Source organism: Microbacterium sp. NPDC057944, assembly GCF_042887445.1.
GTDB classification, from domain to species: Bacteria; Actinomycetota; Actinomycetes; order Actinomycetales; family Microbacteriaceae; genus Microbacterium; species Microbacterium natoriense.
This window is the reverse complement of sequence record NZ_JBHVPJ010000001.1, coordinates 1994331-2017388: the sequence shown is the minus strand read 5'-3', so window position 1 is coordinate 2017388 and position 23058 is coordinate 1994331. Positions and strand designations below refer to the sequence as shown.

The 23058-nt window shown below is 69.8% G+C and carries 23 protein-coding genes and 1 tRNA gene; 16 read left to right on the top strand and 8 right to left on the bottom strand.

Annotated elements, in window-relative coordinates; genetic code table 11:
• The first annotated feature begins 7 nt into the window (after positions 1 to 7).
• From ACFVRO_RS09225 to ACFVRO_RS09210, 4 genes are all read left to right on the top strand, one after another.
• On the top strand, positions 8 to 1648 hold the full coding sequence (locus ACFVRO_RS09225) for a DNA repair helicase XPB (RefSeq protein WP_386951512.1): 1641 nt from the start codon (positions 8 to 10) through the stop codon (positions 1646 to 1648).
• Positions 1649 to 1728: 80 nt separating this feature from the next.
• Positions 1729 to 2415: a response regulator transcription factor gene (locus tag ACFVRO_RS09220; protein ID WP_105675635.1), complete on the top strand. Its 687-nt coding sequence runs from the start codon at positions 1729 to 1731 to the stop codon at positions 2413 to 2415.
• Positions 2416 to 2454: 39 nt separating this feature from the next.
• Entirely contained in the window at positions 2455 to 4155 is a 1701-nt protein-coding gene (locus ACFVRO_RS09215; RefSeq protein WP_386951510.1) for a sensor histidine kinase, read from the top strand.
• Positions 4156 to 4280: 125 nt separating this feature from the next.
• Positions 4281 to 4568 (top strand): WXG100 family type VII secretion target, encoded by a 288-nt coding sequence (locus tag ACFVRO_RS09210; RefSeq protein WP_105675631.1) that lies wholly within the window; start codon positions 4281 to 4283, stop codon positions 4566 to 4568.
• 233 nt (positions 4569 to 4801) lie between these two features.
• On the opposite strand, the gene groL is transcribed toward ACFVRO_RS09210, so the two are convergent.
• The 4 genes from groL to ACFVRO_RS09190 all read right to left on the bottom strand — a co-directional run bounded on the left by groL (position 4802) and on the right by ACFVRO_RS09190 (position 8452).
• A complete protein-coding gene (gene groL / locus ACFVRO_RS09205; protein ID WP_386951507.1) occupies positions 4802 to 6421 on the bottom strand; it encodes a chaperonin GroEL in 1620 nt (539 codons plus the stop codon).
• Between the two features lie 124 nt (positions 6422 to 6545).
• Positions 6546 to 7124 (bottom strand): LytR C-terminal domain-containing protein, encoded by a 579-nt coding sequence (locus ACFVRO_RS09200; protein ID WP_308116175.1) that lies wholly within the window; start codon positions 7122 to 7124, stop codon positions 6546 to 6548.
• Positions 7125 to 7192: 68 nt separating this feature from the next.
• Positions 7193 to 7438 carry a DUF3263 domain-containing protein gene (locus ACFVRO_RS09195; RefSeq protein ID WP_386951504.1) on the bottom strand — a complete coding sequence of 82 codons (246 nt, stop codon included), beginning with the start codon at positions 7436 to 7438 and terminating at the stop codon, positions 7193 to 7195.
• 21 nt (positions 7439 to 7459) lie between these two features.
• Entirely contained in the window at positions 7460 to 8452 is a 993-nt protein-coding gene (locus ACFVRO_RS09190; protein WP_386951502.1) for a DUF2332 domain-containing protein, read from the bottom strand.
• Positions 8453 to 8508: 56 nt separating this feature from the next.
• Between ACFVRO_RS09190 and msrB the strand changes: the two genes are divergently transcribed.
• Positions 8509 to 8913: a peptide-methionine (R)-S-oxide reductase MsrB gene (msrB, locus tag ACFVRO_RS09185; RefSeq protein ID WP_223586059.1), complete on the top strand. Its 405-nt coding sequence runs from the start codon at positions 8509 to 8511 to the stop codon at positions 8911 to 8913.
• The gene (locus tag ACFVRO_RS09180) at positions 8910 to 9464 is read left to right on the top strand and encodes a nitroreductase family protein (protein ID WP_223586058.1); all 555 of its coding nucleotides are present in this window, start codon (positions 8910 to 8912) and stop codon (positions 9462 to 9464) included. The genes msrB and ACFVRO_RS09180 overlap by 4 nt, the downstream gene beginning before the upstream one ends.
• Here ACFVRO_RS09180 and ACFVRO_RS09175 read toward each other — a convergent pair whose 3' ends face one another.
• A complete protein-coding gene (locus tag ACFVRO_RS09175; RefSeq protein ID WP_386951620.1) occupies positions 9465 to 10376 on the bottom strand; it encodes a DMT family transporter in 912 nt (303 codons plus the stop codon). It lies immediately after the preceding gene.
• A gap of 80 nt (positions 10377 to 10456) precedes the next feature.
• On the opposite strand from ACFVRO_RS09175, the gene ACFVRO_RS09170 reads away from it, so the two are divergent.
• The 8 genes from ACFVRO_RS09170 (at position 10457) to ACFVRO_RS09135 (ending at position 18207) form a co-directional block, all read left to right on the top strand.
• Positions 10457 to 11113, top strand: a complete 657-nt coding sequence (locus ACFVRO_RS09170; protein ID WP_386951500.1) for an SOS response-associated peptidase family protein — start codon at positions 10457 to 10459, stop codon at positions 11111 to 11113.
• Between the two features lies 1 nt (position 11114).
• Complete coding sequence (locus tag ACFVRO_RS09165) at positions 11115 to 11498, top strand: MmcQ/YjbR family DNA-binding protein (RefSeq protein WP_386951498.1); 384 nt, start codon at positions 11115 to 11117, stop codon at positions 11496 to 11498.
• A 156-nt stretch (positions 11499 to 11654) separates the two neighbouring features.
• A complete protein-coding gene (locus ACFVRO_RS09160; RefSeq protein ID WP_386951496.1) occupies positions 11655 to 12374 on the top strand; it encodes a hypothetical protein in 720 nt (239 codons plus the stop codon).
• A gap of 272 nt (positions 12375 to 12646) precedes the next feature.
• Positions 12647 to 14440, top strand: a complete 1794-nt coding sequence (locus ACFVRO_RS09155) for a sigma-70 family RNA polymerase sigma factor (RefSeq protein WP_386951493.1) — start codon at positions 12647 to 12649, stop codon at positions 14438 to 14440.
• 82 nt (positions 14441 to 14522) lie between these two features.
• Positions 14523 to 15434: an ABC transporter ATP-binding protein gene (locus ACFVRO_RS09150; protein ID WP_105675701.1), complete on the top strand. Its 912-nt coding sequence runs from the start codon at positions 14523 to 14525 to the stop codon at positions 15432 to 15434.
• Positions 15431 to 16243 (top strand): ABC transporter permease, encoded by an 813-nt coding sequence (locus ACFVRO_RS09145; RefSeq protein ID WP_341941545.1) that lies wholly within the window; start codon positions 15431 to 15433, stop codon positions 16241 to 16243. The genes ACFVRO_RS09150 and ACFVRO_RS09145 overlap by 4 nt, the downstream gene beginning before the upstream one ends.
• A gap of 9 nt (positions 16244 to 16252) precedes the next feature.
• The gene (locus ACFVRO_RS09140) at positions 16253 to 17512 is read left to right on the top strand and encodes a sensor histidine kinase (protein WP_386951490.1); all 1260 of its coding nucleotides are present in this window, start codon (positions 16253 to 16255) and stop codon (positions 17510 to 17512) included.
• Positions 17512 to 18207 (top strand): response regulator, encoded by a 696-nt coding sequence (locus ACFVRO_RS09135; RefSeq protein ID WP_386951489.1) that lies wholly within the window; start codon positions 17512 to 17514, stop codon positions 18205 to 18207. Before ACFVRO_RS09140 ends, ACFVRO_RS09135 begins: the two co-directional genes overlap by 1 nt.
• Here the strand turns inward: ACFVRO_RS09135 and ACFVRO_RS09130 are convergent.
• The 3 genes from ACFVRO_RS09130 to ACFVRO_RS09120 all read right to left on the bottom strand — a co-directional run bounded on the left by ACFVRO_RS09130 (position 18204) and on the right by ACFVRO_RS09120 (position 20287).
• Positions 18204 to 19157, bottom strand: a complete 954-nt coding sequence (locus ACFVRO_RS09130; protein WP_386951487.1) for an aldo/keto reductase — start codon at positions 19155 to 19157, stop codon at positions 18204 to 18206. The genes ACFVRO_RS09135 and ACFVRO_RS09130 overlap by 4 nt on opposite strands.
• 69 nt (positions 19158 to 19226) lie before the next feature.
• Positions 19227 to 19299, bottom strand: a tRNA-Thr gene (locus tag ACFVRO_RS09125).
• A gap of 40 nt (positions 19300 to 19339) precedes the next feature.
• The gene (locus ACFVRO_RS09120; RefSeq protein ID WP_386951619.1) at positions 19340 to 20287 is read right to left on the bottom strand and encodes a DsbA family protein; all 948 of its coding nucleotides are present in this window, start codon (positions 20285 to 20287) and stop codon (positions 19340 to 19342) included.
• 229 nt (positions 20288 to 20516) lie between these two features.
• Between ACFVRO_RS09120 and ACFVRO_RS09115 the strand changes: the two genes are divergently transcribed.
• Both ACFVRO_RS09115 and ACFVRO_RS09110 read left to right on the top strand, forming a co-directional pair.
• Complete coding sequence (locus tag ACFVRO_RS09115; RefSeq protein WP_105674005.1) at positions 20517 to 21623, top strand: ABC transporter ATP-binding protein; 1107 nt, start codon at positions 20517 to 20519, stop codon at positions 21621 to 21623.
• 86 nt (positions 21624 to 21709) lie between these two features.
• Positions 21710 to 23017, top strand: coding sequence for a DUF4032 domain-containing protein (locus ACFVRO_RS09110; RefSeq protein WP_105674007.1), 1308 nt, complete (start codon positions 21710 to 21712; stop codon positions 23015 to 23017).
• The last annotated feature ends 41 nt before the right edge of the window (positions 23018 to 23058 follow it).

The window sequence follows — 23058 nt, the reverse complement described above, 5'->3', positions numbered from 1 at the left end:
GTCAGCTATGTCTGATGGCCCCCTGATCGTCCAGAGCGATCGCACCGTCCTGCTCGAGGTCGCCCACGCGGATGCCGAGAGCGCCCGACACGAGCTGGCGATCTTCGCCGAGCTGGAGCGCGCCCCGGAGCACATCCACACCTACCGGATCACCAGGCTCGGCCTCTGGAACGCCCGAGCCGCCGGGCACACCGCCGAGGACATGCTCGAGACGCTCGATCGCTGGTCGCGCTTCCCCGTGCCGCCGTCGGTCGCCGTCGATCTGCGCGAGACCGTGAACCGCTACGGCCGTCTCGTCATCGAGCGCGACGAGGAGGGCACGCTCATCCTGCGCTCCTCCGACCCCGCCGTGCTCACCCAGGTGGCGGGCAACAAGCGCATCCAGCCGCTGCTGATCGGCCACCCGGCACCAGACACCTTCGTCGTCGACGCCTGGGCACGCGGGCAGATCAAGCAGGAGCTGCTGAAGATCGGCTGGCCGGCCGAGGACCTCGCCGGCTACACCCCCGGCACCCCGCACGAGATCGACCTCGCCGAGGACGGATGGCAGATCCGCCCCTACCAGCAGGATGCCGTCGACGCCTTCTCCAAGGACGGCTCCGGCGTCGTGGTCCTCCCCTGCGGCGCGGGGAAGACGATCGTCGGCGCCGGGGCGATGGCCGCGACCAAGACGACCACGCTGATCCTGGTGACCAACACGGTGTCCGCCCGCCAGTGGCGCGACGAGCTCCTCAAGCGCACGAGCCTCACACCGGAGGAGATCGGCGAGTACTCGGGCCAGGCCAAGGAGGTCAAGCCCGTCACCATCGCGACCTACCAGATCCTCACGGCCAAGAGGAAGGGGCAGTACGCGCACCTCGCGCTGCTGGACGCTCTCGACTGGGGCCTCATCGTCTACGACGAGGTGCACCTCCTGCCCGCCCCGGTCTTCAAGCTCACCGCCGACCTCCAGGCTCGCCGCCGCATCGGCCTCACCGCCACGCTGGTCCGGGAGGACGGGCGGGAGGGTGACGTCTTCAGCCTGATCGGCCCCAAGCGCTTCGACGCGCCCTGGAAGCAGATCGAGGCGCAGGGCTTCATCTCTCCGGCCGTCTGCTACGAGGTGCGCGTGGACCTGCCGCCGAGCGACCGGCTGGAGTACGCCGCGGCCACCGACGACGAGCGGTACCGGCTGGCGGCATCCGCCCCGGCGAAGATCGAGGCGGTGCGCGAGCTGATCGCCAAGCACCCCGGCGAGCAGATCCTCGTGATCGGCCAATACCTCGACCAGCTCGACACGCTGTCGGAGGCGCTGAACGCCCCGCAGATCACCGGCGCGACGCCGATCGACGAGCGCGAGGAGCTGTACCGGCGGTTCCGCGTCGGCGAGATCCAGCTGCTCGTCGTGTCGAAGGTCGCGAACTTCTCGATCGATCTGCCCGAGGCGTCGGTCGCGATCCAGGTGTCCGGCTCGTTCGGCTCCCGCCAGGAGGAGGCCCAGCGACTCGGGCGCCTGCTGCGTCCCAAGCAGTCCGGCCACACGGCGAGCTTCTACACGCTCGTCGCCCGAGACACGATCGATCAGGACTACGCCCAGAACAGGCAGCGATTCCTCGCCGAGCAGGGGTACAGCTACACGATCATGGATGCGGACGCCATCGCCGCCTGATCGGCCCCTCGCCGCACCCCTGACCCGCCGCTCCGGCGGATAATCAGGCAGAGCATCGCCCGAGTCACCATAATGGGGACATGACAGCACCGCGCATCCTGGTCGTCGACGACGAGCCGAACATCCGCGACCTCCTCTCCACCGGCCTCAGCTTCGCCGGGTTCCTGGTGAAGACGGTCGCCAACGGCGCCGCCACCATCTCGGCGGTGCTGGAAGAGGAGCCCGACCTCATCATCCTCGACGTGATGCTGCCCGACATGAACGGGTTCAGCGTCACCAAGAGGCTGCGCGGCGCGGGTTTCACCGCGCCGATCCTCTTCCTCACGGCGAAGGACGGCACCGAGGACAAGATCGAGGGCCTCAACGCCGGCGGCGACGACTACGTCACCAAGCCGTTCAGCCTCGACGAGATCGTCGCCCGCGCGCAGGCCATCCTCCGCCGCACCATGCAGGCCGATGAGGAGTCGATCATCCGCGCCGGCGAGCTCTCGATGGACCAGGACACGCACGACGTGCAGGTGGGCAAGGAGTCGATCGAGCTGAGCCCGACCGAGTTCAAGCTGCTGCGCTACCTCATGCTCAACCCCAACCGCGTGCTGTCGAAGGCGCAGATCCTGGACCATGTCTGGGAGTACGACTTCAACGGCGACGCCGGCATCGTGGAGAGCTACATCTCGTACCTCCGCCGCAAGATCGACCCGCACACCGAGGAGTCGCTCATCCAGACCAAGCGCGGCTTCGGCTACATGCTCAAGGTCGGCAAGTAAGCAGCCGACCGCTCGATGACGCCACCCGTGGAGGACCGCATGGCGAGGAAGCCTGACGCGGTGACCCGCTGGTGGCGGGCGATCAGCCTGCGCGCCAAGGTCACCGGCGTCACGGTGGCCGTCCTCGCCCTCGGCCTGCTCGTCGCAGGGCTCGGGACGGTGCCGATCCTGCGGGGCACGCTGATCGGCAACATCGACTCCCAGCTTCCGTCGCTCGCCTCGTCGGATCTCGTCTCACGCTACTTCGAGGTGACGACCACCGACGACGGGGTGACGACGTACACCCAGTCGCAGGAGACGCCGCGGGACTTCTTCCTCGCCGTGTACGACGGCGAGGGAGTCCTCCGGGGCACGACCGGCAACACGACGACGTCCAGCGGTTCGCCGATCTTCCCGTCGAGCTACTCGCTGCAGGAGGCGCTCGCGAAGGGCGATGTCACCTTCCCGTTGGACGGGACGAAGGGGACGAGCTTCCATGCCGCCGTCGCGAACGTGCCCGTCTCGGGCGGTGCCGTCCGCATCCAGCTCGTGGCGATGCCGCTGTCGGCCGCCGACCGCATCATCAGCCAGTTCTTCGGCATCTACATCACCGTCGCCCTGATCACCATCGTGATCGCCGCCCTCCTCATCCGCGGACTCGTGACCCTGACGTTCCGGCGCCTCAGCCAGGTCGAGTCCACAGCGATGTCGATCGCGGCCGGCAACTTCAGCCAGCGCCTCACCGACCTCGAGCCCACGACCGAGGTCGGCCGGCTCAACGCCGCCATCAACGCGATGCTCGACAGGGCAGATCATTCCCTCGCTCAGCGCGACCGCACGGTGCAGCACATGCGTCGCTTCATCGGAGACGCCAGCCATGAGCTGCGCACCCCGCTGGTGAGCGTGCGCGGTTACGCGGAGCTCTACCGGATGGGCGCGATCAAGGGCGAGGAGGACACGGCGCGAGCCATGGGGCGCATCGAGAAGGAGGCGATCCGGATGGGCGTGCTCGTCGAGGACCTCCTCGCTCTCGCCCGACTCGACGACGAGCGCGAGCTCGAGATCGTGCCCCTCGACCTCCGCCCGATCGCCCGTGACGCCGCTCTCGATGTGCGGGCGGCGGCCCCCGGTCGCACGATCACCGTCGTCGACGAGACCCTGAAGGCGCGGCTGAGCACGCCGACCCGGAGCATCCCCGTGACACCCGCCGCGCAGCAGCCCGCACCCCGTGGTCTCTCGCGCGCCACTCTCGCGCGGCTGCGCCGTCGCCCCCGCACCCCGACCGAGCAGATGCCGGCGATCGACTTCACCGAGGTGGCTGATGTGCCCGTGCGCACGCCCCCGATCATCCTGGGAGAGGAGAACAAGGTCCGCCAGGTCGTGGCGAACCTCCTCGGCAACGCCCGCCGGTTCTCCTCCGAGGACAGCCCGATCGAGATCGTCGTGGATGCCGATCGGATGCTCGGAACGGGCTCCATCGCCATCGTCGATCACGGCGAGGGCATCCCTCCGCAGATCCGTGAGCAGATCTTCGAGCGCTTCTGGCGTGCCGACACTTCGCGAGCGCGGGAGACGGGCGGCTCCGGTCTGGGCCTGGCCATCGTCGCCTCGATCGTGAAGGCACTGCACGGCAGCGTCGCGGTGTCCGAGACGCCGGGTGGCGGCGCCACCTTCACCGTCACGTTCCCCCTCGCCCCCTCGCGTGCGACACCTGAGCACCTGCTGGAGGACACGCAGCCTCTGGAGCCGCTCGACCTCTGAGCAGTGCTCCTGCACAAAGGTGTGACCTTGGGGGTTGCGCACAGGCCCCGTGGAAGGGCGGGACCAGCACGACTGCCCTCGCCCCGCCTCTCGTAGCGTCGGAGACTCCAACGAGAGGAGAACCCATGTCCGTCTTCACCGTCGACACCGAGGCCGTCCGCGCGGCAGAGGCTGCCGCACGAGCCACCATGGAGCGCCTGCGGAGCGAGTCAGCGACCCTGATGGCGCAGCTCGCTCAACTGCAGTCGTCCTGGATCGGCACCGCGTCCAACGCCTTCCAGGGCTGCGCGGAGGAGTGGCACGGCGCCGCCCGTCACGTCGAAGAGACCCTCGATGCGATCGGCAGCCGGCTGGGCGGCGCCGCGACGCAGTATGCGGATGCCGACCAGTACTCGGCCGGCCTGTTCCGCTGAGGCGACCTGCCTCCCTGCTGTTCCCGGGTGGAGGTTCAGTCACGCCGGTTCAGACGCGCCTGTTCAGTCACGCCTGTTCCGACACATCGGTTCTGACACGCCAGTTCCGACACGTCTGTTCAGACACATCGGTTCAGACATGCCGGTTCAGGCGCGCCCGATCCGACACCCCCTGGAATGCAGAAACGCCCCGGCCGAGGCCGGGGCGTTTCTGTCAGTGCGGCTGGTGTGGATCAGAAGTCCATGCCACCGGACGGGTCGCCCATGGGAGCGGCGGCCTTCTCGGGCTTGTCGGCGACGACGACCTCGGTGGTGAGGAAGAGGCCGGCGATCGACGCCGCGTTCTGCAGAGCCGAACGCGTGACCTTGGCCGGGTCGATGATGCCCGCTGCGAACATGTCGACGTACTCGCCGGTCGCAGCGTTCAGGCCGTGACCCGAGGCCAGCCCGGCGACCTTGTTCGCGACGACACCCGGCTCGAGACCGGCGTTGAGAGCGATCTGCTTCAGCGGAGCCTCGATCGCGACGCGAACGATGTTCGCACCGGTCGCCTCGTCACCCGTGAGGGTGAGAGCGTCGAGAGCCTTGGTGCCCGACTGGATGAGCGCGACGCCACCACCGGGGACGATGCCCTCCTCGACGGCTGCCTTCGCGTTGCGGACGGCGTCCTCGATGCGGTGCTTGCGCTCCTTGAGCTCGACCTCGGTGGCCGCGCCCGCCTTGATGACGGCGACGCCGCCGGCGAGCTTGGCGAGGCGCTCCTGCAGCTTCTCGCGGTCGTAGTCGCTGTCGGTGTTCTCGATCTCGCGACGGATCTGGGTCACGCGACCCTCGATCTGCTCCGCCTCGCCCGCACCCTCGACGATCGTGGTCTCGTCCTTGGTGACGATGACCTTGCGCGCGCGGCCGAGCAGGTCGAGCGTGGCGTTCTCGAGCTTGAGGCCCACCTCTTCGGTGATGACCTGTCCGCCGGTGAGGATCGCGATGTCCTGCAGCTGCGCCTTGCGGCGGTCGCCGAAGCCGGGGGCCTTGACGGCGACCGACTTGAAGATGCCCTTGAGCTTGTTCAGCACGAGCGTCGCGAGAGCCTCGCCCTCGACGTCCTCGGCGATGATGACGAGCTCCTTGCCGTCCTGGATCACCTTGTCGACGATGGGCAGGAGGTCCTTGATGTTGGAGACCTTCTGGTTCGCGATGAGGATGTACGGGTCCTCGAAGACAGCCTCCTGGCGCTCCGGGTCCGTCACGAAGTAGGGGTTCAGGTAGCCCTTGTCGAAGCGCATGCCCTCGGTGAGCTCGAGCTCGGTGCCGAAGGTCTGCGACTCCTCGACGGTGACGACACCCTCCTTGCCGACCTTGTCGATCGCCTCGGCGATGAGCTCGCCGATCGCGGGGTCGGCTGCGGAGATGGACGCCGTGGCGGCGATCTGCTCCTTGGACTCGATCTCCTTGGCGCTGCTCAGCAGCTCTTCGGTGATCGCCGCGACGGCCTTCTCGATGCCGCGCTTGAGCGAGATCGGGTCGGCGCCGGCCGCGACGTTGCGCAGGCCTTCGCGGACGAGGGCCTGTGCGAGGACCGTGGCGGTGGTGGTGCCGTCGCCGGCGACGTCATCGGTCTTCTTGGCGACCTCCTTGACGAGCTCCGCACCGATCTTCTCGTACGGGTCGTCCAGCTCGATCTCCTTGGCGATGGACACGCCGTCGTTCGTGATGGTGGGAGCGCCCCACTTCTTCTCGAGCACGACGTTGCGGCCACGCGGGCCGAGGGTCACCTTGACCGCGTCGGCGAGGATGTTGAGGCCGCGCTCGAGGCCGCGGCGGGCCTCCTCATCGAAAGCGATGATCTTTGCCATGAGTTTTGTCGTCCCTCCTGGACGTAGACGTTGGGTTTAGCACTCAGAGTGAGAGAGTGCTAACGCCATTCTGGCACTCGACACCTTCGAGTGCAAGCCGCGAGGAGGGTGCGCCGCCGACCGATCAGGGGGCCGGAGTCTCCTCCGTGGTGGCCGGGGCGGAGGACGAGCGGTCGAGGCCGATGACGACGGTCAGCTGCTTGCCCCCGGTCTCGTTCATGGAGGCGTAGAAGTCGCTCTTCTGCACGTCCGCTCCGCCGATGAGGTTGGCGAGCCCGATGGCCGCGAGCTCGTCCGCGTCGTCGACGTAGTACACGGTCGTCGTGGCGAAGTCCTTGCTGGCGCTCTCGGTGGCGGAGACCTTGTCGGCGGTCCATCCGCTGTCGATGAGCTTCGCCCGGATCTGAGCCTCGAGGCCCTCCTCCGGAGTCGCGTTCAGGATCATCACCGAGTAGGCGGTGTCGACGACGCCGGTCTCGACCGGCGTCGGCGTCGACGACGGCACGGCCTCGGGGAAGAGCGTGATGCGGCCCATGACCACGAGCGAGCCGAAGATGCCCGCGATGATCAGCACCAGCGCGGCCACGAACGACCAGAGCAGCACGACCCAGCCGTTCATGCCGGGGGCTTCGGCGCGATGCGCTCCTACACGTCCTGCGGAGTGGGGGACGTCGTCGAATCGGTCACGAGTGGGCTTGGACACCACTCGATGCTAGCGGCACCCGCCTGTGCGTCCGCATCACGACGGGGGCGGTGCCCGAAACCGCGGACTCAGCCGACGAAGCCGGGAGTCCTGGCCGAGCGCTGCAGCGCACGGGACTCCCTGATCCGACGGAGCCTGCCGACGAGCATCGGGTCGTACGCCAGCGCGGCGTCGGAGTCGATCAGCCGACCGAGCAGCTGGTAGTAGCGCGCCGAGCTCATGCCGAGCTGCGCGCGGATCACTTCCTCCTTCGCGCCGCTGTGCCGTGGCCACACGGTCTCCAACGCGAGGATCGCACGATCGCGCTCGGTCATCTCTCCCAGCATGAGAACAGGTTAGATCCCCGCGACGCCGTCGCCGCCGCGCCACTCCCACCATCGTCCGAGCGGATCAGCCGCGGCCCGCACCCTGCCGTCCAGCGCGACGACGAAACCGCTCCAGGATCCATCGTCGACGGGGGGCTCCCAGACATCGAGCAGAGCCGGCGGATCGATGGTGATCCATCTGGCGGGGAGCGCGCGGATGGCCTCGACGAGCGCGAGCCTCTGCTCCCGGGGGATGTGCACCAGCACGCCGGGGGTGGTGATGACGAGCGTCGCGCCGTCCGGCGCCTCCGCGGCGAGCGCGGCGATCCGCTCAAGGGCGTCGCCGGCGATGAGGTGCGAAGGGTCGGATGCGGCGATGTCGAGCGCCGCCGTGACGCGCTGCTCGCGCCCCTCCTCCCCCGGCCAGACGAGGCCCTGCAGCCAGCGGCGATCGCGTTCGTCGGACGCGTCGAGGGGCGCGAGGTCGATGCCGGCGCGCCACACGACCTCCGGCAGCCGCAGGGGTGGGATCGCACCGTCGACCACGCTCTCCAGCACGACGGCCGACGGGCCGTCCACCGGGTCGAGCGATCGCCGCGGCATCCCCTCTCCGTCGACGAACCGGTAGGAGTACCGGTCGGGATACAGGCAGAGCCCTGCCGAGGCGCCGATCTCGAGCAGCGCGATGGGGCCCTCGATCTCGCTGAGCACGGGGAGCAGCGGTGCGAGGCGGAGGGGCTCGTTGGTCTGGAGCCGTCTCGCCGTGCACTCCGCGACGATCTCCTCGGCATGCGCGAGCACGAACCCCCGCCATGCGCCGTACGCGGTCAGATCCGCGCCGAGCATCCGCGTGACGGCGAAGACCAGCGGCGGCTGGCGACGGTTCTTGGGTATGCGCGACAGCACGTCACGCACCGCCGGGTCGTCGGCGACCCCGAGCGCCCACTCGGCGTAGAGATCGCTCCGACCGGGCGCCTCCTGCTCGGCGAATCGGGCGTAGCGCTCCTGCACGGCATCCGTCATCCGTCCATTCTGTCGCGACGGACCCCGTTCACAGCCGGACGCGCGAGAATGGAGGCATGGCGTACAGCGTGGACAAGACAGAAGAAGAGTGGCGCGACGAGCTCGGCGCGGATCAGTACGCCGTGCTGCGTGAGGCGGCGACCGAGCGCGCCTGGACCGGCGAGCTGCTGGACGAGAAGCGCGCTGGCCTCTACACGTGCGGTGCGTGCGGTGCGGAGCTGTTCAAGAGCGGCACGAAGTTCGACTCCGGATGCGGGTGGCCGAGCTTCTACGAGTCCATCCGTCCGGAGGCCGTCGAGCTCATCGAGGACACGACGCTCGGCATGGTCCGCACGGAGGTGCGCTGCGCCCACTGCGGCTCGCACCTCGGGCATGTCTTCCCCGACGGGTTCGGAACGCCCACCGGCGACCGCTACTGCATGAACTCGATCGCCCTGAACTTCACCCCGGACGCCGAGTGAGCGCGCTGGAGGCGGTCCGCTCCCGTCAGTCCTGGTCCAAGGTCACCGAGCTCGCGCCCAACCGCGAGGAGCTGCTGCAGCTCGTGGCGGCCGCCGGGCGCGTCGCCGACCACTCGTCGTTGCGCCCGTGGCGTCTGATCGAGCTCCGCGGCGCCGACCGCGAGGTGCTGGGTGCGGCGATCGCGAAGGCCGAGGGCGACAAGTCGCCGTCGTCCAAGCCGCTGCGCGCGCCGCTGCTGATCGCCGTGGTCGCCAGCTACCGCAAGAGCGACAAGGTGCCGCGGTGGGAGCAGGAGGCCGTGGCGTCCGGTGTGGCCCACACGCTGAGCCTGCTGCTGGACGAGGCGGGGTGGGGCGTCCTGTGGCGCACCGGCCACTACACGCGCTCCAAGGCCGTCGCCAAGGCGCACGGTCTCGGCAAGGACGAGGAGCTGCTCGGCTGGCTCTACGTCGGCGGCAAGCCGGCGGGCAAGCGTCCCGGTCGCCGCAAGCCCGTCGACGCGCGCAAGCTCGTGACGCGGATGCCGAAGAAGAAGGACAAGAAGAAGTAGTCAGCGCGCGCGCCGACGCGGCACGGCCACGACGACCGATCCGACGGCGACGGCGACCATCGCCGCGAGCTGCCAGAGAGCGGGACCCGCCTCGACCGGCCAGATCAGATCGATGACGACGGATGCCGTGAGCTGACCGAGCACGGAGCCGAGCCCCATCAGGAGCACCCCGGTGTGCGCGACGATGAAGGCCCCGAGCAGGATGTAGGCGAAGCCGAGGAATCCGCCGAGGTACAGCCACGGCTCGGCGGGCGGCGGCTGCGGCATCCCCCTGACGGCGATGCTGACGCCCGCGGCGAGCGCGAGGGCGACGGTCCCGGCGATGAAGCTCATCAGCGTCGCCGTGATCGGCGACTGCACGCGCTGCGCGAGCCTGCCGTTGGTCGCGGCCTGCCAGGCGATGCCGACCCCTGTCGCGAACGGCAGGAGGAGCATCCACAGCGGCGCGGTGGAGAGCACGTCGCCGGAGAGCGAGATGCCGACGGCGACGAGGGCCAGCGCCCCTCCGAGGACCCGCCCGGGGGTCACCGCCACGACGCCGGCCGGGCCGAATCCGATGCGGTCGAGCACCAGGCCGTGCAGCGTCTGCCCCGCGACGACGCCCACGGTGAAGAGCGAGACGCCCAGGACTCCGGCGGTGATGCCCTGGGTGGAGACGGTGAGCGCGCCGCAGGCGCCGCCGAGCAGCATCCAGAACGGGATCGTGCCTCCGCGGACCCCCGTCCACAGCCGCACCGCGCCACGGCGGGCCGACGGGATGCACGGGATGACGACGACGAGCACGAGGAGTCCGACGGAGAACGAGATGAATCCGGCGACGATCCCGTTGCCCACCTCGACGCCGAGCACGCCGTTGACGCGCGCCTGGACGGCCGTCATCACGCCGATCGCGACCGCTCCGCCGAGTGCCAGCGGGGCGGGCAGGGAGCGCTTCTCGATCACCTGTCGACCCTACCCGAGCCCGTGTCGGGGGCCGGGTCTACTCTGGCAGCATGTGCGCGAGCTACGGCCTTGACCCCCGGTTCACCGACAGCGACGATTTGCTCGACTCCGCCGAGCAGGCAGTGCTCGACGCTCTGCGCACCTGGGCCGACCGCAACGGCGGCGAGACCGTGCGCCCCACCGGGAGGAACCTCCGCAACCTCAATCCGATCCTCCTCGACGACGCCGGTTCGACGTCCGTCGAACCGGCGTGGTGGGGCTTCCTGGTCGACGGCCAGCCCGCGAGGTTCCCGTCCATCAACACGCGGTCGGAACGGCTCCAGGAGCGCCCCGGCAGCCTGCGCTCGCGCGCGCTCGTTCCGGCGACGGGATGGTACGAGCTCAAGAAGCCCGAACGCGTCTGGCACGAATTCGGGCTCGACGGCGGCGGGCTCTTCGGCATGGCCGCCGTCACACAGCGCGGTCGCACAGACGACGGCGAGTGGTACACGTGCTACTCGATCGTCATGCGACCTGCACCCGCGCACCTGGTCGGCATCCACGATCGGATGCCCGTGCTCATCCCCACCGCGTTCGCTCAAGACTGGCTGCGCGCGCAGGGCGACCGCGAGCTCATCGACGAGGCGCTGCTGGCGGCGGCATCCCTCGATGAGCGGGTGGTCGCGGTGCCCCGTGCCGACGACAAGGGCACGGACCGGCTCTTCTGACATGGATGCCGCAGAACTGATCGCCCTGGCGTCCGCGCGCGCCGATGAGCTCCCCGGGTCCGAGCGGGAGAACCCGTTCGGCCCCGAGTGGGACGTGTTCAAGGTCCGCGGCAGGGTGTTCCTGCTGACCCCTCTCGACGGCACGGGTCGGGTGACGCTGAAATCCCACCCCGATGATGCGGTGGCCCTGCGGGAGACGTTCGCCGACATCGTCCCGGGCTACCACATGAACAAGAAGCACTGGATCACGCTGCTGCCCGGGCCATCGCTGGAGGCGGATCTCATCCCCGAGCTGGTGACGGAGTCGTACCTCCTCGTGGTCGAGAAGCTGCCGCGATCGCAGCGTCCGGTCGACCCCGCGATCTTCGGTCGACCGCCCGCCTGACAGTGTCCGTGACCCCTTTCGGGGGTCACGCGTGACCCCCGCGTCACTTTTCCCGCCGAACGTGCACCTTCCCTGTAAGGGAGCATCCGGATCCGGTCCCCAGCAGGTCACCCGAGGCCTGCCGAACGGATGCTCCCGCTACCAGGGGAGGTATCGATGCGGAACGACCGTGTCGACGCGCGGCGAGTGCGCCGCGCCGCGGTGGTGGAGGAGTCGGTGCTGCAGCGCACGCGCGCGGCGCAGCTGCTGGCGAACGATCTGAAGCTCGAGGTGGTGCATACGGGCGCGACGCTCCCGATGTTCATGGCCTGGCTCAAGCGCACGGATCGGACGCGGTGGCCGCATCTGCTCGTGCTGGATCTGCCGACCGACGTCGATCCGCCGCGCGATCTCGACCTCATCGCCGCGCTGCGCGAGGCCGGCATGCGCGTGCTCGTGCTCTCTGCTCTGCGCAACCGCAGCGCCGCGCGCAGGCTGGTCGAACTCGGCATCGACGCCGTGGTGTCGACCTCGGACGGGGAGGACGAGTTCCTGCTCGCCGCCGACGCCGCGCTGGGCGGGGGGACGATGATCACCGCACGTGCCCAGGCGACGATCCACGGCGCGGATCAGACGCTTCGACTGAGCAGGCAGGAGGAGCGGGCGCTGGCGCTGTACGCCTCGGGCCTCACGATCGCGGAGGTGGCGGAGCGCATCGGCGTGCGGCACGACACCGCCAGGAAGTACCTGAAGCGCGTGCGGGACAAGTACACGGTCATCGGCCGGCCTGCTCGATCCAAGCTGGAGCTCGCGCGCATCGCCTGGGCCGAGGGCTACCTCGTCGCCGAGTCCGACCGCGCCGCGCGATCGAGTCAGGCGGCCGCCGCCGCCGGATAGCGGCGGACCGTCGCGTCACCTTTCCGCCCTCCTCCGCTCCTTCCCTATGGGAATCGATCACGGGAGCCCTCCCCCCGCGATCCCCAGGGTGCAGCCCCCTCCTCCGGCCGACGCCGTTCGGCGGGCGCGTGGGGCGTCCGGAGGGGCTGCACCGACGCGCGCGACACCTATCATGAGGACAAGTCCAATCGACCGCGCGTCGCCCACCCGGCGCGAGCGATCGATCGTCTGCTCGTCGGGGGAATGAGCGTGCGTTTTCTGGGAGGGAAAGCGTGGAAGATTCTCGTGGCGACGCCGAACTGCTCCGCGCCCTGCGCGACGGTGATCGCGATGCGTACGTCGTGCTGTGGGAGCGGCACATCGGCGCCGCCCTGCGGCAGGCGTCGCGGCTGCTCCCCTCTCGTGCCGAGGACCTCGTGTCGGAGGCGTTCCTCGCGATCTATCAGCAGGTCACGACCACCGACAAGGGTCCGGAGTTCGCGTTCCGGTCGTATCTGAAGGCGGTCATCCGCAACATCGCGATCCGATGGCGCACGGAGGCGTACCGCGTCGACGATACGGCCGACGCCGATCGCATCGACTTCCGCGACGCCCTGAGCCTGGTCGAGCGCGAAGCCGACGCCAACGAGCTCCTCGGCGCTTTCCAGGAGCTGCCGGAGCGCTGGCAGCGCGTGCTGTGGCTGGCGGAGGTCGCCGACGTCGCACGCCCCGAGATCGCCAAGGAGCTCGGGATCAAACCGAACGCCGTGTCTGCGCTCCATCGCAGGGCGCGATCGGGACTGAGGTTCCAGTGGCTCACGAAGCAGGTCCCCGCGCTGCTGCGCGATGATCCCGATCACGTCGCCCGGCTCCTCCCCCGCCATCTCACCGAGCCCGACGATGCCGACCTCACGGCCGAGATCTCCGCCCACGTGGACTCGTGCATCCGATGCGGCGAGCTGCTGCTCAGCCTGCGCAGCGATGCCCGCCGTCTGCAGGGCGTCACGCTCTCCGCCGTCGGCTTCGGCGCTCTCGGCGTCGCGATCCCGTCGGGCTCCGCGCTGGCCCCCGGCACGGCTGCAGCGGCAGCGCTCATCACGGCGTCGACGGGATTCGGGGTGGCCAGCCTCCTCGCCGGCGGAGTGGGCGCGTTCTCGATCGGCGGACTGCTCCTCGCGACGATCCTGGTGGGCGCCCCCGTGGAGGCGGCGCCCTCGGCGATCGACGCGACCTCTTCGCGTCCGGTGGTCACCGCCCCGCAGACCACAGGGCCGCGGTCCGGGGGGACGGAGGCACTCCCGTCGTCGGCTCCGACGACGGGACCCCACGCACCGACCCTCGGACGCCGCAACGCTGACCCCTCCATCGATTCCGTCGATCTCGTCAACGATCCGGACGCCGATCTGCCGACGGCTCCCGATCGCCCGCAGACCGCGCCCGGCACAACCCCCGGACCATCGGAGGAGCCGACTTCCGCACTGACGCCCGGTGTCACCACTCCGTCCGGGTACTCGGGCTACCTTCCGCCGACGCTGGCCGGCACGGCGACGCCCGGGTCCGCCGTCGCCGTCGAGATCGACGGTCGGCGGTACACACCTGACGTCGCCGCGGACGGCGCCTGGGCGTTCGACCCCCGCACCCTGCAGCTCGCCGCCGGGACCCACGACTACCGCGCCTGGTCCTTCGACGCCCAGAACCAGTCGGCCGCCACGATGGGCAGCTTCACCGTGCTGCCCATCGTCGTGGCCGGGTTCGAAGAGCTCACGGGCATGGAGGACATGCTGGTCGAGGAGGCCAGCACCACCGGGATCGTGATCTCGGCCACGGGTCCCGCGAACGGACGGATCTACGTCTCGACGATGGAGGGGTACTCGGCGGTCTTCGCACTCGACGCGACAGGGCACGCCGTGAAGCGGCTGCGCGTGAATGCGGTCGGCTGGTACTGGTTCACCTTCCGTGCACTCGACGCCGACGGCTTCTGGGGTCCCCCGGAGGAGCATGCCGCCGATGTCTACGATCCTGACGTGATCTTCGGCCCGTGGGGTCCCAGCCCCGAGGACATGACCTTCGACATCGTCGATCCGTAGTCCGTCACATGGGGGACCCCGCCGCCGAGAACGGTACCTGAGGAGGACGCGGGGTCGAGATGCCGCCGCCTAGCGTGGAGGCATGATCACAGCTGAAGGCCTCACGAAGAGGTTCGGAGACAAGACCGCCGTCCAGGACGTGTCGTTCACGGTCAAGCCGGGAAGCGTCACCGGCTTCCTCGGGCCGAACGGCGCGGGCAAGTCCACCACCATGCGCATGATCGTCGGTCTCGACCAGCCGACGTCGGGCCGCGCGACGATCGCCGGGCGCGAGTACCGCAAGCTGAAGGCGCCGCTGACCGAGGTCGGCGTGCTCCTCGACGCGAAGGCCGTCCACACCGGACGCACGGCGCGGAACCACCTGCGGGCGATGGCCGCGACGCACGGCATCCCCTCCTCCCGGGTCGACGAGGTCATCGATCTCGCCGGCATCGGCCCCGTCGCCCGCAAGCGTGCGGGCGGGTTCTCGCTCGGCATGGGGCAGCGGCTCGGCATCGCCTCGGCTCTGCTCGGCGACCCGCACACCCTCATCCTCGACGAGCCCGTCAACGGCCTCGACCCCGAAGGCGTGCGCTGGGTGCGTCAGTTCGTCCGCCATGCCGCGTCCGAGGGGCGCACCGTGCTGCTGTCGAGCCACCTCATGAGTGAGATGGCGCAGACCGCCGACCACGTCATCGTCATGGGACGAGGACAGGTCCTCGCCGACGCCCCGCTCGCCGAGCTGGTGCGCGCATGGACGACCAACACCGTGCGCGTGCGCACCCCCCGCGCCGCCGACCTCGCCGCGGCCGTCGCCGGCCCTGCGGTCGAGATCGTGACCACCGAGCCCGGTCTCCTCGACATCGTCGGGCTCCCGGCATCCCGTATCGGCGACCTCGCCGCCGATCGCGGCATCCCGCTACACGAGCTCACCCCGACCACCGGTTCGCTGGAGGACGCCTACCTGGCACTCACCGGCGACTCCGTCGAGTACCGCACCAAGGAGATCTCATGACCGCCGTCCAGGCCGCTCCTGCGGCTCCCGTCCGCACGAGCTCCGGCCAGCGCCTGACGTTCCTCCGCGCATTGAAGGGCGAGTGGATCAAGCTCGCGACCGTGCGTTCGACCTGGTGGTCGATCGCGATCACCGCCGTCCTCACGATCGGCATCGCGATGCTCATCGCCCAGGCCATCGACGTTCCGGGCTTCGACCCCATCAACGCCGTGGTCATGCCGATCCAGTTCACGATGCTCCTCGCGGGCATCCTCGGCGCGATCTCGGTCACCGGCGAGTACTCCACCGGCATGATCCGCTCGACGCTCACCGCCAACCCCGTGCGCGGCTCCGTCCTCGCCGCGAAGGCCACCGTGCTCGCCGCGTTCCTGTTCGTGTCGTCGCTCATCATCTTCGGCGCCGCTGCGCTCGCGGTGTCGGTCGTGGTCTCCGGTCGAGAGCAGAGCATCGACTGGTCCGACGCGTCCGCCTCGCTCCTGCCGATCCTGGTCTCGTCGCTCGCCATGGCCGTGTTCGCCCTGATCGGCGTGGCGTTCGGCTTCATCCTGCGCTCCGGCGCCGGCGCCATCGCGGCGACGGTCGGTCTGCTGTTCGTGCTGCCGATCGTGGCGAACTTCTTCGCCTTCGCCGGCGAGACGTGGAAGTGGGTGCTGGATGCCGCGACCTACCTCCCCGTCGCCGCCGCGCAGAGCGCGATCCTCCCCGACGGCGCCACGCTCGAGGGACCTGTGCCCTACCTGACGCTGGCCGGCTGGGTCGTCGCGGGCATGCTCGGCGCCTGGGCGGTGCTGCGCACTCGCGACGCGTAGAGTCGCTCCGTGAAGAAGACGCGCAGCCGCAGCGCCGACGTCCGCGAGGACGACGGGCTGCGGCTGCCGCGTCCTCCCGGGCTGTTCCGCCGCTTCTGGGCACGGCACCCGCTCTTCGCGGATGTGCTGATCGCCCTGTTCTGTCTGCTCGTCTCGATCGTTCCCAGCCGAGACTCCTCCCCCGATCTCCCCGAGCCGTTCGGGATCGTCATCGCGGTGCTGATCCCGCTCTCGGTCCTCGTCGCCTGCGTCACGCTGCTCTTCCGGCGCCGGCATCCGATCGTCGCGTTCGCCGCGGCGTTCGCCGCCGAGGTGCTCTTCCTCTTCCTCGGTGTTCCCGGGGGGACGCCCATGGTCACGGTGGCGGCGTACTCCCTCGCCGTGTACGTGTCGACTCGCGCCGCCTGGGCGGGACTCGGGTACGGGCTGGCCGGTCTGGCCGTCGTCGCCGGAGGGCTGGCGGGGGTCGGAGCGATCTCGCTCCAGACCGCCCTGAACGCGCTGATCGGCAACTTGGTGGTCGCCCTCATCGGCACGCTCATCGGCATCAACGTGGGCGGCCGCAAACGCTACGTCGCTGCGATCATCGACCGCTCACGGCAGCTGCTCGTCGAACGAGACCAGCAGGCCCAGCTTGCTGCGGCCGCCGAGCGGGCACGGATCGCCCGGGAGATGCACGACATCGTCTCGCACTCGCTCACCGTGATCGTCGCCCTCTCGGAGGGAGCCGCGGCCACGCCGGATGCCGCCCGCGCCCGGGCCGCGGCGACCGCCGCCGCCGACACCGCCCGCTCCGCCCTGGGCGAGATGCGCTCGATGCTCGGCGTGCTGCGAGACGATGACGCTCCCCTGCCGCTGGCGCCCATCACGGCGCCTGCTCCGCACGACACGGTGGTGAACGCGCAACGGGCGGGCTTCCCCGTCACCCTCTCCACCTCCGGGAGCGCGGAGCTGAGCCCCGCGATCGAGCACGCGGTCTCCCGCATCGTGCAGGAGGGCGTGACGAACGCGATGAGGCACGCGCCTACGGCCAAGACGATCGCCGTGCGGGTCGAGAACTCCGCCGACGACGTGACGATCGAGATCGTCAACGACGGAGCCGTGCCCTCCACCGCGCCGTCGGGGTTCGGGCTCAGGGGGCTGGCCGAGCGGGTCGCGCACGTGCACGGCCGCATCGACTACGGTCGCGCGGAGGGTTCCCGGTGGCGGCTGCGCGCGACGATCCCCCTCGACACCAGGACAGCGGACGATTCGGAGAAGAGGAAGTGATGACAGAGCAGATCAGCGTGCTCCTCGTCGATGACCAGGAGCTGATCCGGCTCGGATTCCGCATGGTGATCGAGGCGGAGAGCGACCTCGTCGTGATCGGAGAGGCCGGCGACGGCCGCACGGCGATCGCCCAGACCGCCGCGCTGCGGCCCGACGTCGTCCTCATGGACATCCGGATGCCGGGCCTCGACGGCATCGCGGCGACCGAGGCCATCGTGCGCGATCATCCCGGCACCCGCGTGCTCGTGCTCACCACGTTCGACCTCGACGAGTACGCCTTCGGGGCGATCCGCGCCGGGGCCAGCGGTTTCCTGCTGAAGGACGCCCAGCGCCACGAGATGATCGCCGCCGTCCGCGCGGTGCACCGCGGAGACGCGGCGCTGTCGCCCCGGATCACGCGGATGCTGCTCGACCACGTCTCCCCGCAACTGGGCGCGTCCAAGAGCGGGGAACCGCATGCGGAGGATGCCGAGCTGCTCCGCTCCCTCACCGATCGTGAGAACGACGTCTTCCTCGCGATCGCCCGGGGGCTCAGCAACGCCGAGATCGCCGATGCGCTCTTCGTGAGCGAGTCCACCGTGAAGACGCATGTCAGCCGCGTGCTGTCGAAGCTCGGGGCACGCGATCGGATCCACGCGGTGATCCTCGCCCACCGCCTCGGCATCGGAGGCGATGCCGAGGCGCCGAGCAGCTAGGCGCGCGCGGGCGTCCACTCCGAGACGCGGTTCAGGAGCGCCACCTCGTCGGCGGCGAGCTCGAGCCGCGCGCCGGCGAGCAGATCGGCGACCTGCTCCACCCTGCTCGCGCTCGCGATCGGGGCCGCGACCGTGGGCTGCGCCCGCAGCCACGCGAGGGACGTCGCCGCGATCGAGGCGCCGTGCGCGTTCCCGATCTCCTCCAGCGCGTCGATGATGCGCAGACCGGCCTCGGTCGCGTACTTCGCGGCGCCCGAGGCACGCGGCGACCCCTGGCCGTCGGCATCCGTCGAGCGGTACTTGCCCGTGAGGAATCCGCTCGCCAGGGAGTAGTACGGGACGAGTCCGAGACCGAACTCCTCCGCCACCGGGATGATGCTCTCCTCGACGTCGTTGCGGTGCACGAGGTTGTAGTGCGGCTGCACCGCGACGGGAAGGGCCACGCCGGTGCGCTGCGCGATCTCCACCCACTCGCGGATGCGCTCGGCCGAGTAGTTCGACACGGCGATGTGACGCACGAGCCCGTCGGCGACGAGCTGCCCGAAAGCGCCCACCGTCTCCTCGAGCGGAACGGTCTCGTCGTCGAAGTGCGCGTAGTACAGGTCGATCGCGTCGACGCCCAGGCGGCCCAGCGAGGCTTCGGCCGCGTTGCGGACGTTCGCGGCCGAGAGCCCGCGGAAGTCGGGGTGCTGACTCACCTTCGTGGCGACGACGACACCCTCCGGCTTGCGGGAGGCGAGCCACTCGCCGATGATCGTCTCGCTCTCGCCGCCGCTGTTGCCCGGCACCCAGGCGCTGTACGCGTCAGCGGTGTCGATGAAGTCGCCGCCGCCCTCCGCGAAGGCGTCGAGGACGGCGAAGGAGGCGTCGCGGTCGGCGGTCCAGCCGAACACGTTGCCACCGAGCGAGAGGGGGAAGACGTCGAGGTCACTGTTTCCGATGCGGGTCATGCTCGGCACAACCGGCGATGGGCGGCGGTTATTTCCGCTGTGACGCCGTGTTGCGATCCCCGTGAACTGAGCCGACTACGGGACTCGAACCCGTAACCCCCGTATTACAAGTACGGTGCGCTACCAATTGCGCCAAGTCGGCGGATGCCACCAGCTTAGCGATGGCGGCGACGGGCGCCGAACTACTGCGCGGGGGTGGCGGTCGGGGTGGGCGTCGGCGTCGCGGTCGACTCGTAGTAGGCGTCGCTGGCGACGGTCAGCACGAACTGCGAGAACTCGGCCGGGTCGTCGAGAGCGCCGACGTAGGCCTCACCGTTCACGACGATCATCGGAGCGGCGGTGAGGACGAGGTCGTCGGAGCCGACGAGCGGACCTTCCAGCGCGCGCGAGGTCGCTTCCTTCGCCCAGGTCACGTAGTCCTGGTTCTCGATGCAGGAGCGCACGGCCTTGGCGCTGCTCACGCCGACCGCGGCGGCGGCGTCCGCGAGCTTGGAGTCGCTGATCCCGTCGCTGTTGACCTCGGGCTGGTTCTCGAGGAGGTCGTGGTTGAACGAGTAGAACTGGGCGGGCGAGTGCGTCGCGACGCAGGCTGCGGCGCCGGCCGCGCGCAGCGAGTACTTGGTGCCGTTCGAGCTGGCGGTGAGCAGCGCGACCGGGTGGTAGGTGACGGTCGCCGCGCCCTGGGTGATCCAGTTGGTGAGCTGTCGGGCGTTCGCGCGCTCGAAGACCCCGGCGTCGGGAGACAGGTAGTCGACGTAGATGTGGATGTCGACCGTGTTCGCGGTGGTCGGCTCCGGAGTCGGAGCGGCCTCGGTGCCCGCCTCGGACGGTTCGGCGCTCGGCGTCGCGAGGGTGTCGCTGGACACGGTCGCCGCGGTCACGTCGGAGACGAGGATGCCGTCGCCCTCGAGCCCGCTCGGCGTCAGCTGCGGCTTGGTCACCTGCGCGGACACGGCGAGCGTCACGGCGGTGCCGATCGCGCCGACGGCGACGATGGCCACCGCTCCGATGATGATCCGTCGCATCAGGCGCGCCCTCGACTGCTGGGCGTGCACCTGCTGTGCCTTCTCCCGCACGGCCTCACGCGAATTGCGAGGGGTGGGGACGTTCGGCGTCTCGTCGCTCGACATCGTTCCTCTTGACAGTCTCACGGGGGCAGGGTGGCCCCGAACGCCGCCTCACGCGACGATCGCCGCTGACGCGGCCGGATTCGATGCTAACCAGCCAGTCTGGGAAATACCCAGGTGCGGGTTTGTCTGTCATACTGATCCCGACCCAACGACGGGTCACGGCGGGTCGCTCCGCCGCTCTATCACTACGGATCGTCCGGCACGTACCTGCCGGTGAAGGAGAAATGCAATGGCATCTGTCACTTTCGATGAGGCCACCCGCCTGTACCCCGGCGGCACGCGTCCCGCCGTCGACAAGCTGAACCTCGAGGTCGGAGACGGCGAGTTCCTCGTCCTCGTCGGCCCTTCCGGTTGCGGTAAGTCCACGTCGCTCCGCATGCTCGCAGGCCTCGAAGAGGTCAACGCCGGCCGCATCCTCATCGGCGAGCGCGACGTCACCGACGTCCCGCCGAAGGACCGCGACATCGCCATGGTCTTCCAGAACTACGCGCTGTACCCGCACATGACCGTCGCCGAGAACATGGGCTTCGCGCTCAAGATCGCCGGCATCGGCAAGGAGGAGCGCGCCTCCCGCGTCCTCGAGGCCGCGAAGCTCCTCGACCTCGAGCAGTACCTGACCCGCAAGCCGAAGGCGCTCTCGGGCGGCCAGCGTCAGCGTGTCGCCATGGGGCGCGCGATCGTGCGTCAGCCCCAGGTGTTCCTCATGGACGAGCCGCTGTCGAACCTCGACGCCAAGCTCCGCGTCCAGACCCGCACGCAGATCGCGTCGCTGCAGCGCCGCCTCGGCGTCACCACCGTCTACGTCACGCACGACCAGACCGAGGCTCTGACCATGGGCGACCGCATCGCGGTCCTCAAGGACGGTCTGCTCCAGCAGGTCGGCTCGCCGCGTGACCTCTACGAGAAGCCGAACAACGTGTTCGTCGCCGGCTTCATCGGCTCCCCGGCCATGAACCTCTTCACGGCCGACCTGGCCGAGGGCGGCGTGCGCTTCGGCACCGAGGTCGTCCCGCTCGACCGCGACACCGTGGGCCGCGCGAACGGCTCGCAGGTCACCGTCGGCGTGCGTCCCGAGGACATCACCGTGGGCCCGGCCGACGGCAAGGGCCTCTCGGTCGTCGTCGACCTGGTCGAGGAGCTCGGCGCAGACGGCTACCTCTACGGTCACACCGAGATCAACGGCAAGCGCACCGACCTGGTCGCTCGCGTCGACGGCCGCAGCCACCCCAACGCCGGCGAGACCGTCACGCTGGCCGCGAACGCGGGCCACGTGCACGCGTTCGACAGCGAGTCGGGTGAGCGTCTGAACGACAAGCCGGTCGTCTCGGCTTCCTGAGTTCTGCAGCATCGCGGCGCGGGTCGACCTTCTGGTCGCCCCGCGCCGCGTCGTTTCCCCCGGCATCCATCCCCCTCAGGAGAACCATGCAGGACGCTCTACGCATCACCGCCAGCACCGTCGACCCAGGACTGCTCGGGCTGCCCTGGTCGACCACGCTGGCCAAGTGGCCGTCCGAGCACATCGTGTCCCTCCCGAAGGGCCTCTCCCGCCATCTGGTGCGCTTCGCGGATCTGTCCGGGCGCGTGGTCGCGGTCAAGGAGACGACCGACGAGATGGCGCGGCGCGAGTACGACATGCTCGGCAACCTCGCCCGCCTCGCCGTCCCCTGCGTCGACCGGGTCGCGGTCATCGCCGGTCGGACGGATGCCGACGGCGAGCCGCTCCCCGCGGCGCTGGTGACGTCGCACCTGCGCTTCTCCATGCCGTACCGCGCGCTGTTCACGCGCGTGCTGCGCCCCGACACCGCCACGCGACTCGTCGACGCCCTCGCCCTGCTGCTCGTGCGCCTGCACAACGTCGGCTTCTACTGGGGCGACGTGTCGCTCTCCAACACCCTCTTCCGCCGCGACGCCGGAGCCTTCGCCGCCTACCTCGTGGATGCCGAGACCGGCGAACTGCACGAGGAGGGCCTCACCGACGGGCAGCGCGCCTACGACCTCGACCTCGCCCGCACGAACATCGCCGGGGAGATCATGGACCTCGCCGCCGGAGGGCGCCTGGAGCGGGGCGTCGACGCGATCGCGATCGCCGACGGCATCGTGTCCTCCTACCGCTCGCTGTGGGCGGAGCTCACCGCCCAGGAGTCGTTCTCCTCCGCCGAGACCTGGCGCATCACCGAGCGCGTGGAGAGGCTGAACGCCCTCGGATTCGACATCGACGAGATGTCGATGTCGACCACCTCCGACGGCACCGTCGTGGAGATCCAGCCCAAGGTCGTGGATGCCGGTCACCACCAGCGTCGGCTCATCCGCCTCACCGGGCTCGACGTCGAGGAGAACCAGGCACGTCGCCTCCTCAACGACCTCGACGAGTTCCGCGCCCGCTCGACCAAGCAGTGGGCGGATGAGGAGATGTACGCGCACGAGTGGCTGACGCGCGTCTTCGAGCCCGTCGTGCGGGCCATCCCCTACGAGCTGCGTGCCAAGCTCGAGCCGGCGGAGGTCTTCCACCAGGTTCTGGAGCACCGGTGGTATCTTTCGCAGGCGCAGGGCCGGTCGGTCCCGCTCGCCGAGGTGCTCACGAGCTACATCAACGAGGTCCTGAGGCACCGGCGCGACGAGGCGACCATCATGGGGCCGCCGACCGAGACCATGAGCCTCCCCGTGATCACCGGGGTCACGCCCATCGCCGACGACGAGGACGACGACGTCGACTGGCGCGACCTCGTCTGACCGCGCAGACCGGAAGGGCCGGTCGGTGACGTCTCGTCACC

What these genes read in the sequence shown, in the direction of transcription:
- ACFVRO_RS09225 (WP_386951512.1), top strand. Translation starts at nt 8, where the DNA reads ATGTCTGATGGCCCCCTGATCGTCCAGAGCGATCGCACCGTCCTGCTC.
- ACFVRO_RS09220 (WP_105675635.1), top strand. Translation starts at nt 1,729, where the DNA reads ATGACAGCACCGCGCATCCTGGTCGTCGACGACGAGCCGAACATCCGC.
- ACFVRO_RS09215 (WP_386951510.1), top strand. Translation starts at nt 2,455, where the DNA reads ATGGCGAGGAAGCCTGACGCGGTGACCCGCTGGTGGCGGGCGATCAGC.
- ACFVRO_RS09210 (WP_105675631.1), top strand. Translation starts at nt 4,281, where the DNA reads ATGTCCGTCTTCACCGTCGACACCGAGGCCGTCCGCGCGGCAGAGGCT.
- groL (WP_386951507.1), bottom strand. Translation starts at nt 6,421, where the DNA reads ATGGCAAAGATCATCGCTTTCGATGAGGAGGCCCGCCGCGGCCTCGAG.
- ACFVRO_RS09195 (WP_386951504.1), bottom strand. Translation starts at nt 7,438, where the DNA reads ATGACCGAGCGCGATCGTGCGATCCTCGCGTTGGAGACCGTGTGGCCA.
- ACFVRO_RS09190 (WP_386951502.1), bottom strand. Translation starts at nt 8,452, where the DNA reads ATGACGGATGCCGTGCAGGAGCGCTACGCCCGATTCGCCGAGCAGGAG.
- msrB (WP_223586059.1), top strand. Translation starts at nt 8,509, where the DNA reads ATGGCGTACAGCGTGGACAAGACAGAAGAAGAGTGGCGCGACGAGCTC.
- ACFVRO_RS09170 (WP_386951500.1), top strand. Translation starts at nt 10,457, where the DNA reads ATGTGCGCGAGCTACGGCCTTGACCCCCGGTTCACCGACAGCGACGAT.
- ACFVRO_RS09165 (WP_386951498.1), top strand. Translation starts at nt 11,115, where the DNA reads ATGGATGCCGCAGAACTGATCGCCCTGGCGTCCGCGCGCGCCGATGAG.
- ACFVRO_RS09160 (WP_386951496.1), top strand. Translation starts at nt 11,655, where the DNA reads ATGCGGAACGACCGTGTCGACGCGCGGCGAGTGCGCCGCGCCGCGGTG.
- ACFVRO_RS09150 (WP_105675701.1), top strand. Translation starts at nt 14,523, where the DNA reads ATGATCACAGCTGAAGGCCTCACGAAGAGGTTCGGAGACAAGACCGCC.
- ACFVRO_RS09145 (WP_341941545.1), top strand. Translation starts at nt 15,431, where the DNA reads ATGACCGCCGTCCAGGCCGCTCCTGCGGCTCCCGTCCGCACGAGCTCC.
- ACFVRO_RS09135 (WP_386951489.1), top strand. Translation starts at nt 17,512, where the DNA reads ATGACAGAGCAGATCAGCGTGCTCCTCGTCGATGACCAGGAGCTGATC.
- ACFVRO_RS09130 (WP_386951487.1), bottom strand. Translation starts at nt 19,157, where the DNA reads ATGACCCGCATCGGAAACAGTGACCTCGACGTCTTCCCCCTCTCGCTC.
- ACFVRO_RS09120 (WP_386951619.1), bottom strand. Translation starts at nt 20,287, where the DNA reads ATGTCGAGCGACGAGACGCCGAACGTCCCCACCCCTCGCAATTCGCGT.
- ACFVRO_RS09115 (WP_105674005.1), top strand. Translation starts at nt 20,517, where the DNA reads ATGGCATCTGTCACTTTCGATGAGGCCACCCGCCTGTACCCCGGCGGC.
- ACFVRO_RS09110 (WP_105674007.1), top strand. Translation starts at nt 21,710, where the DNA reads ATGCAGGACGCTCTACGCATCACCGCCAGCACCGTCGACCCAGGACTG.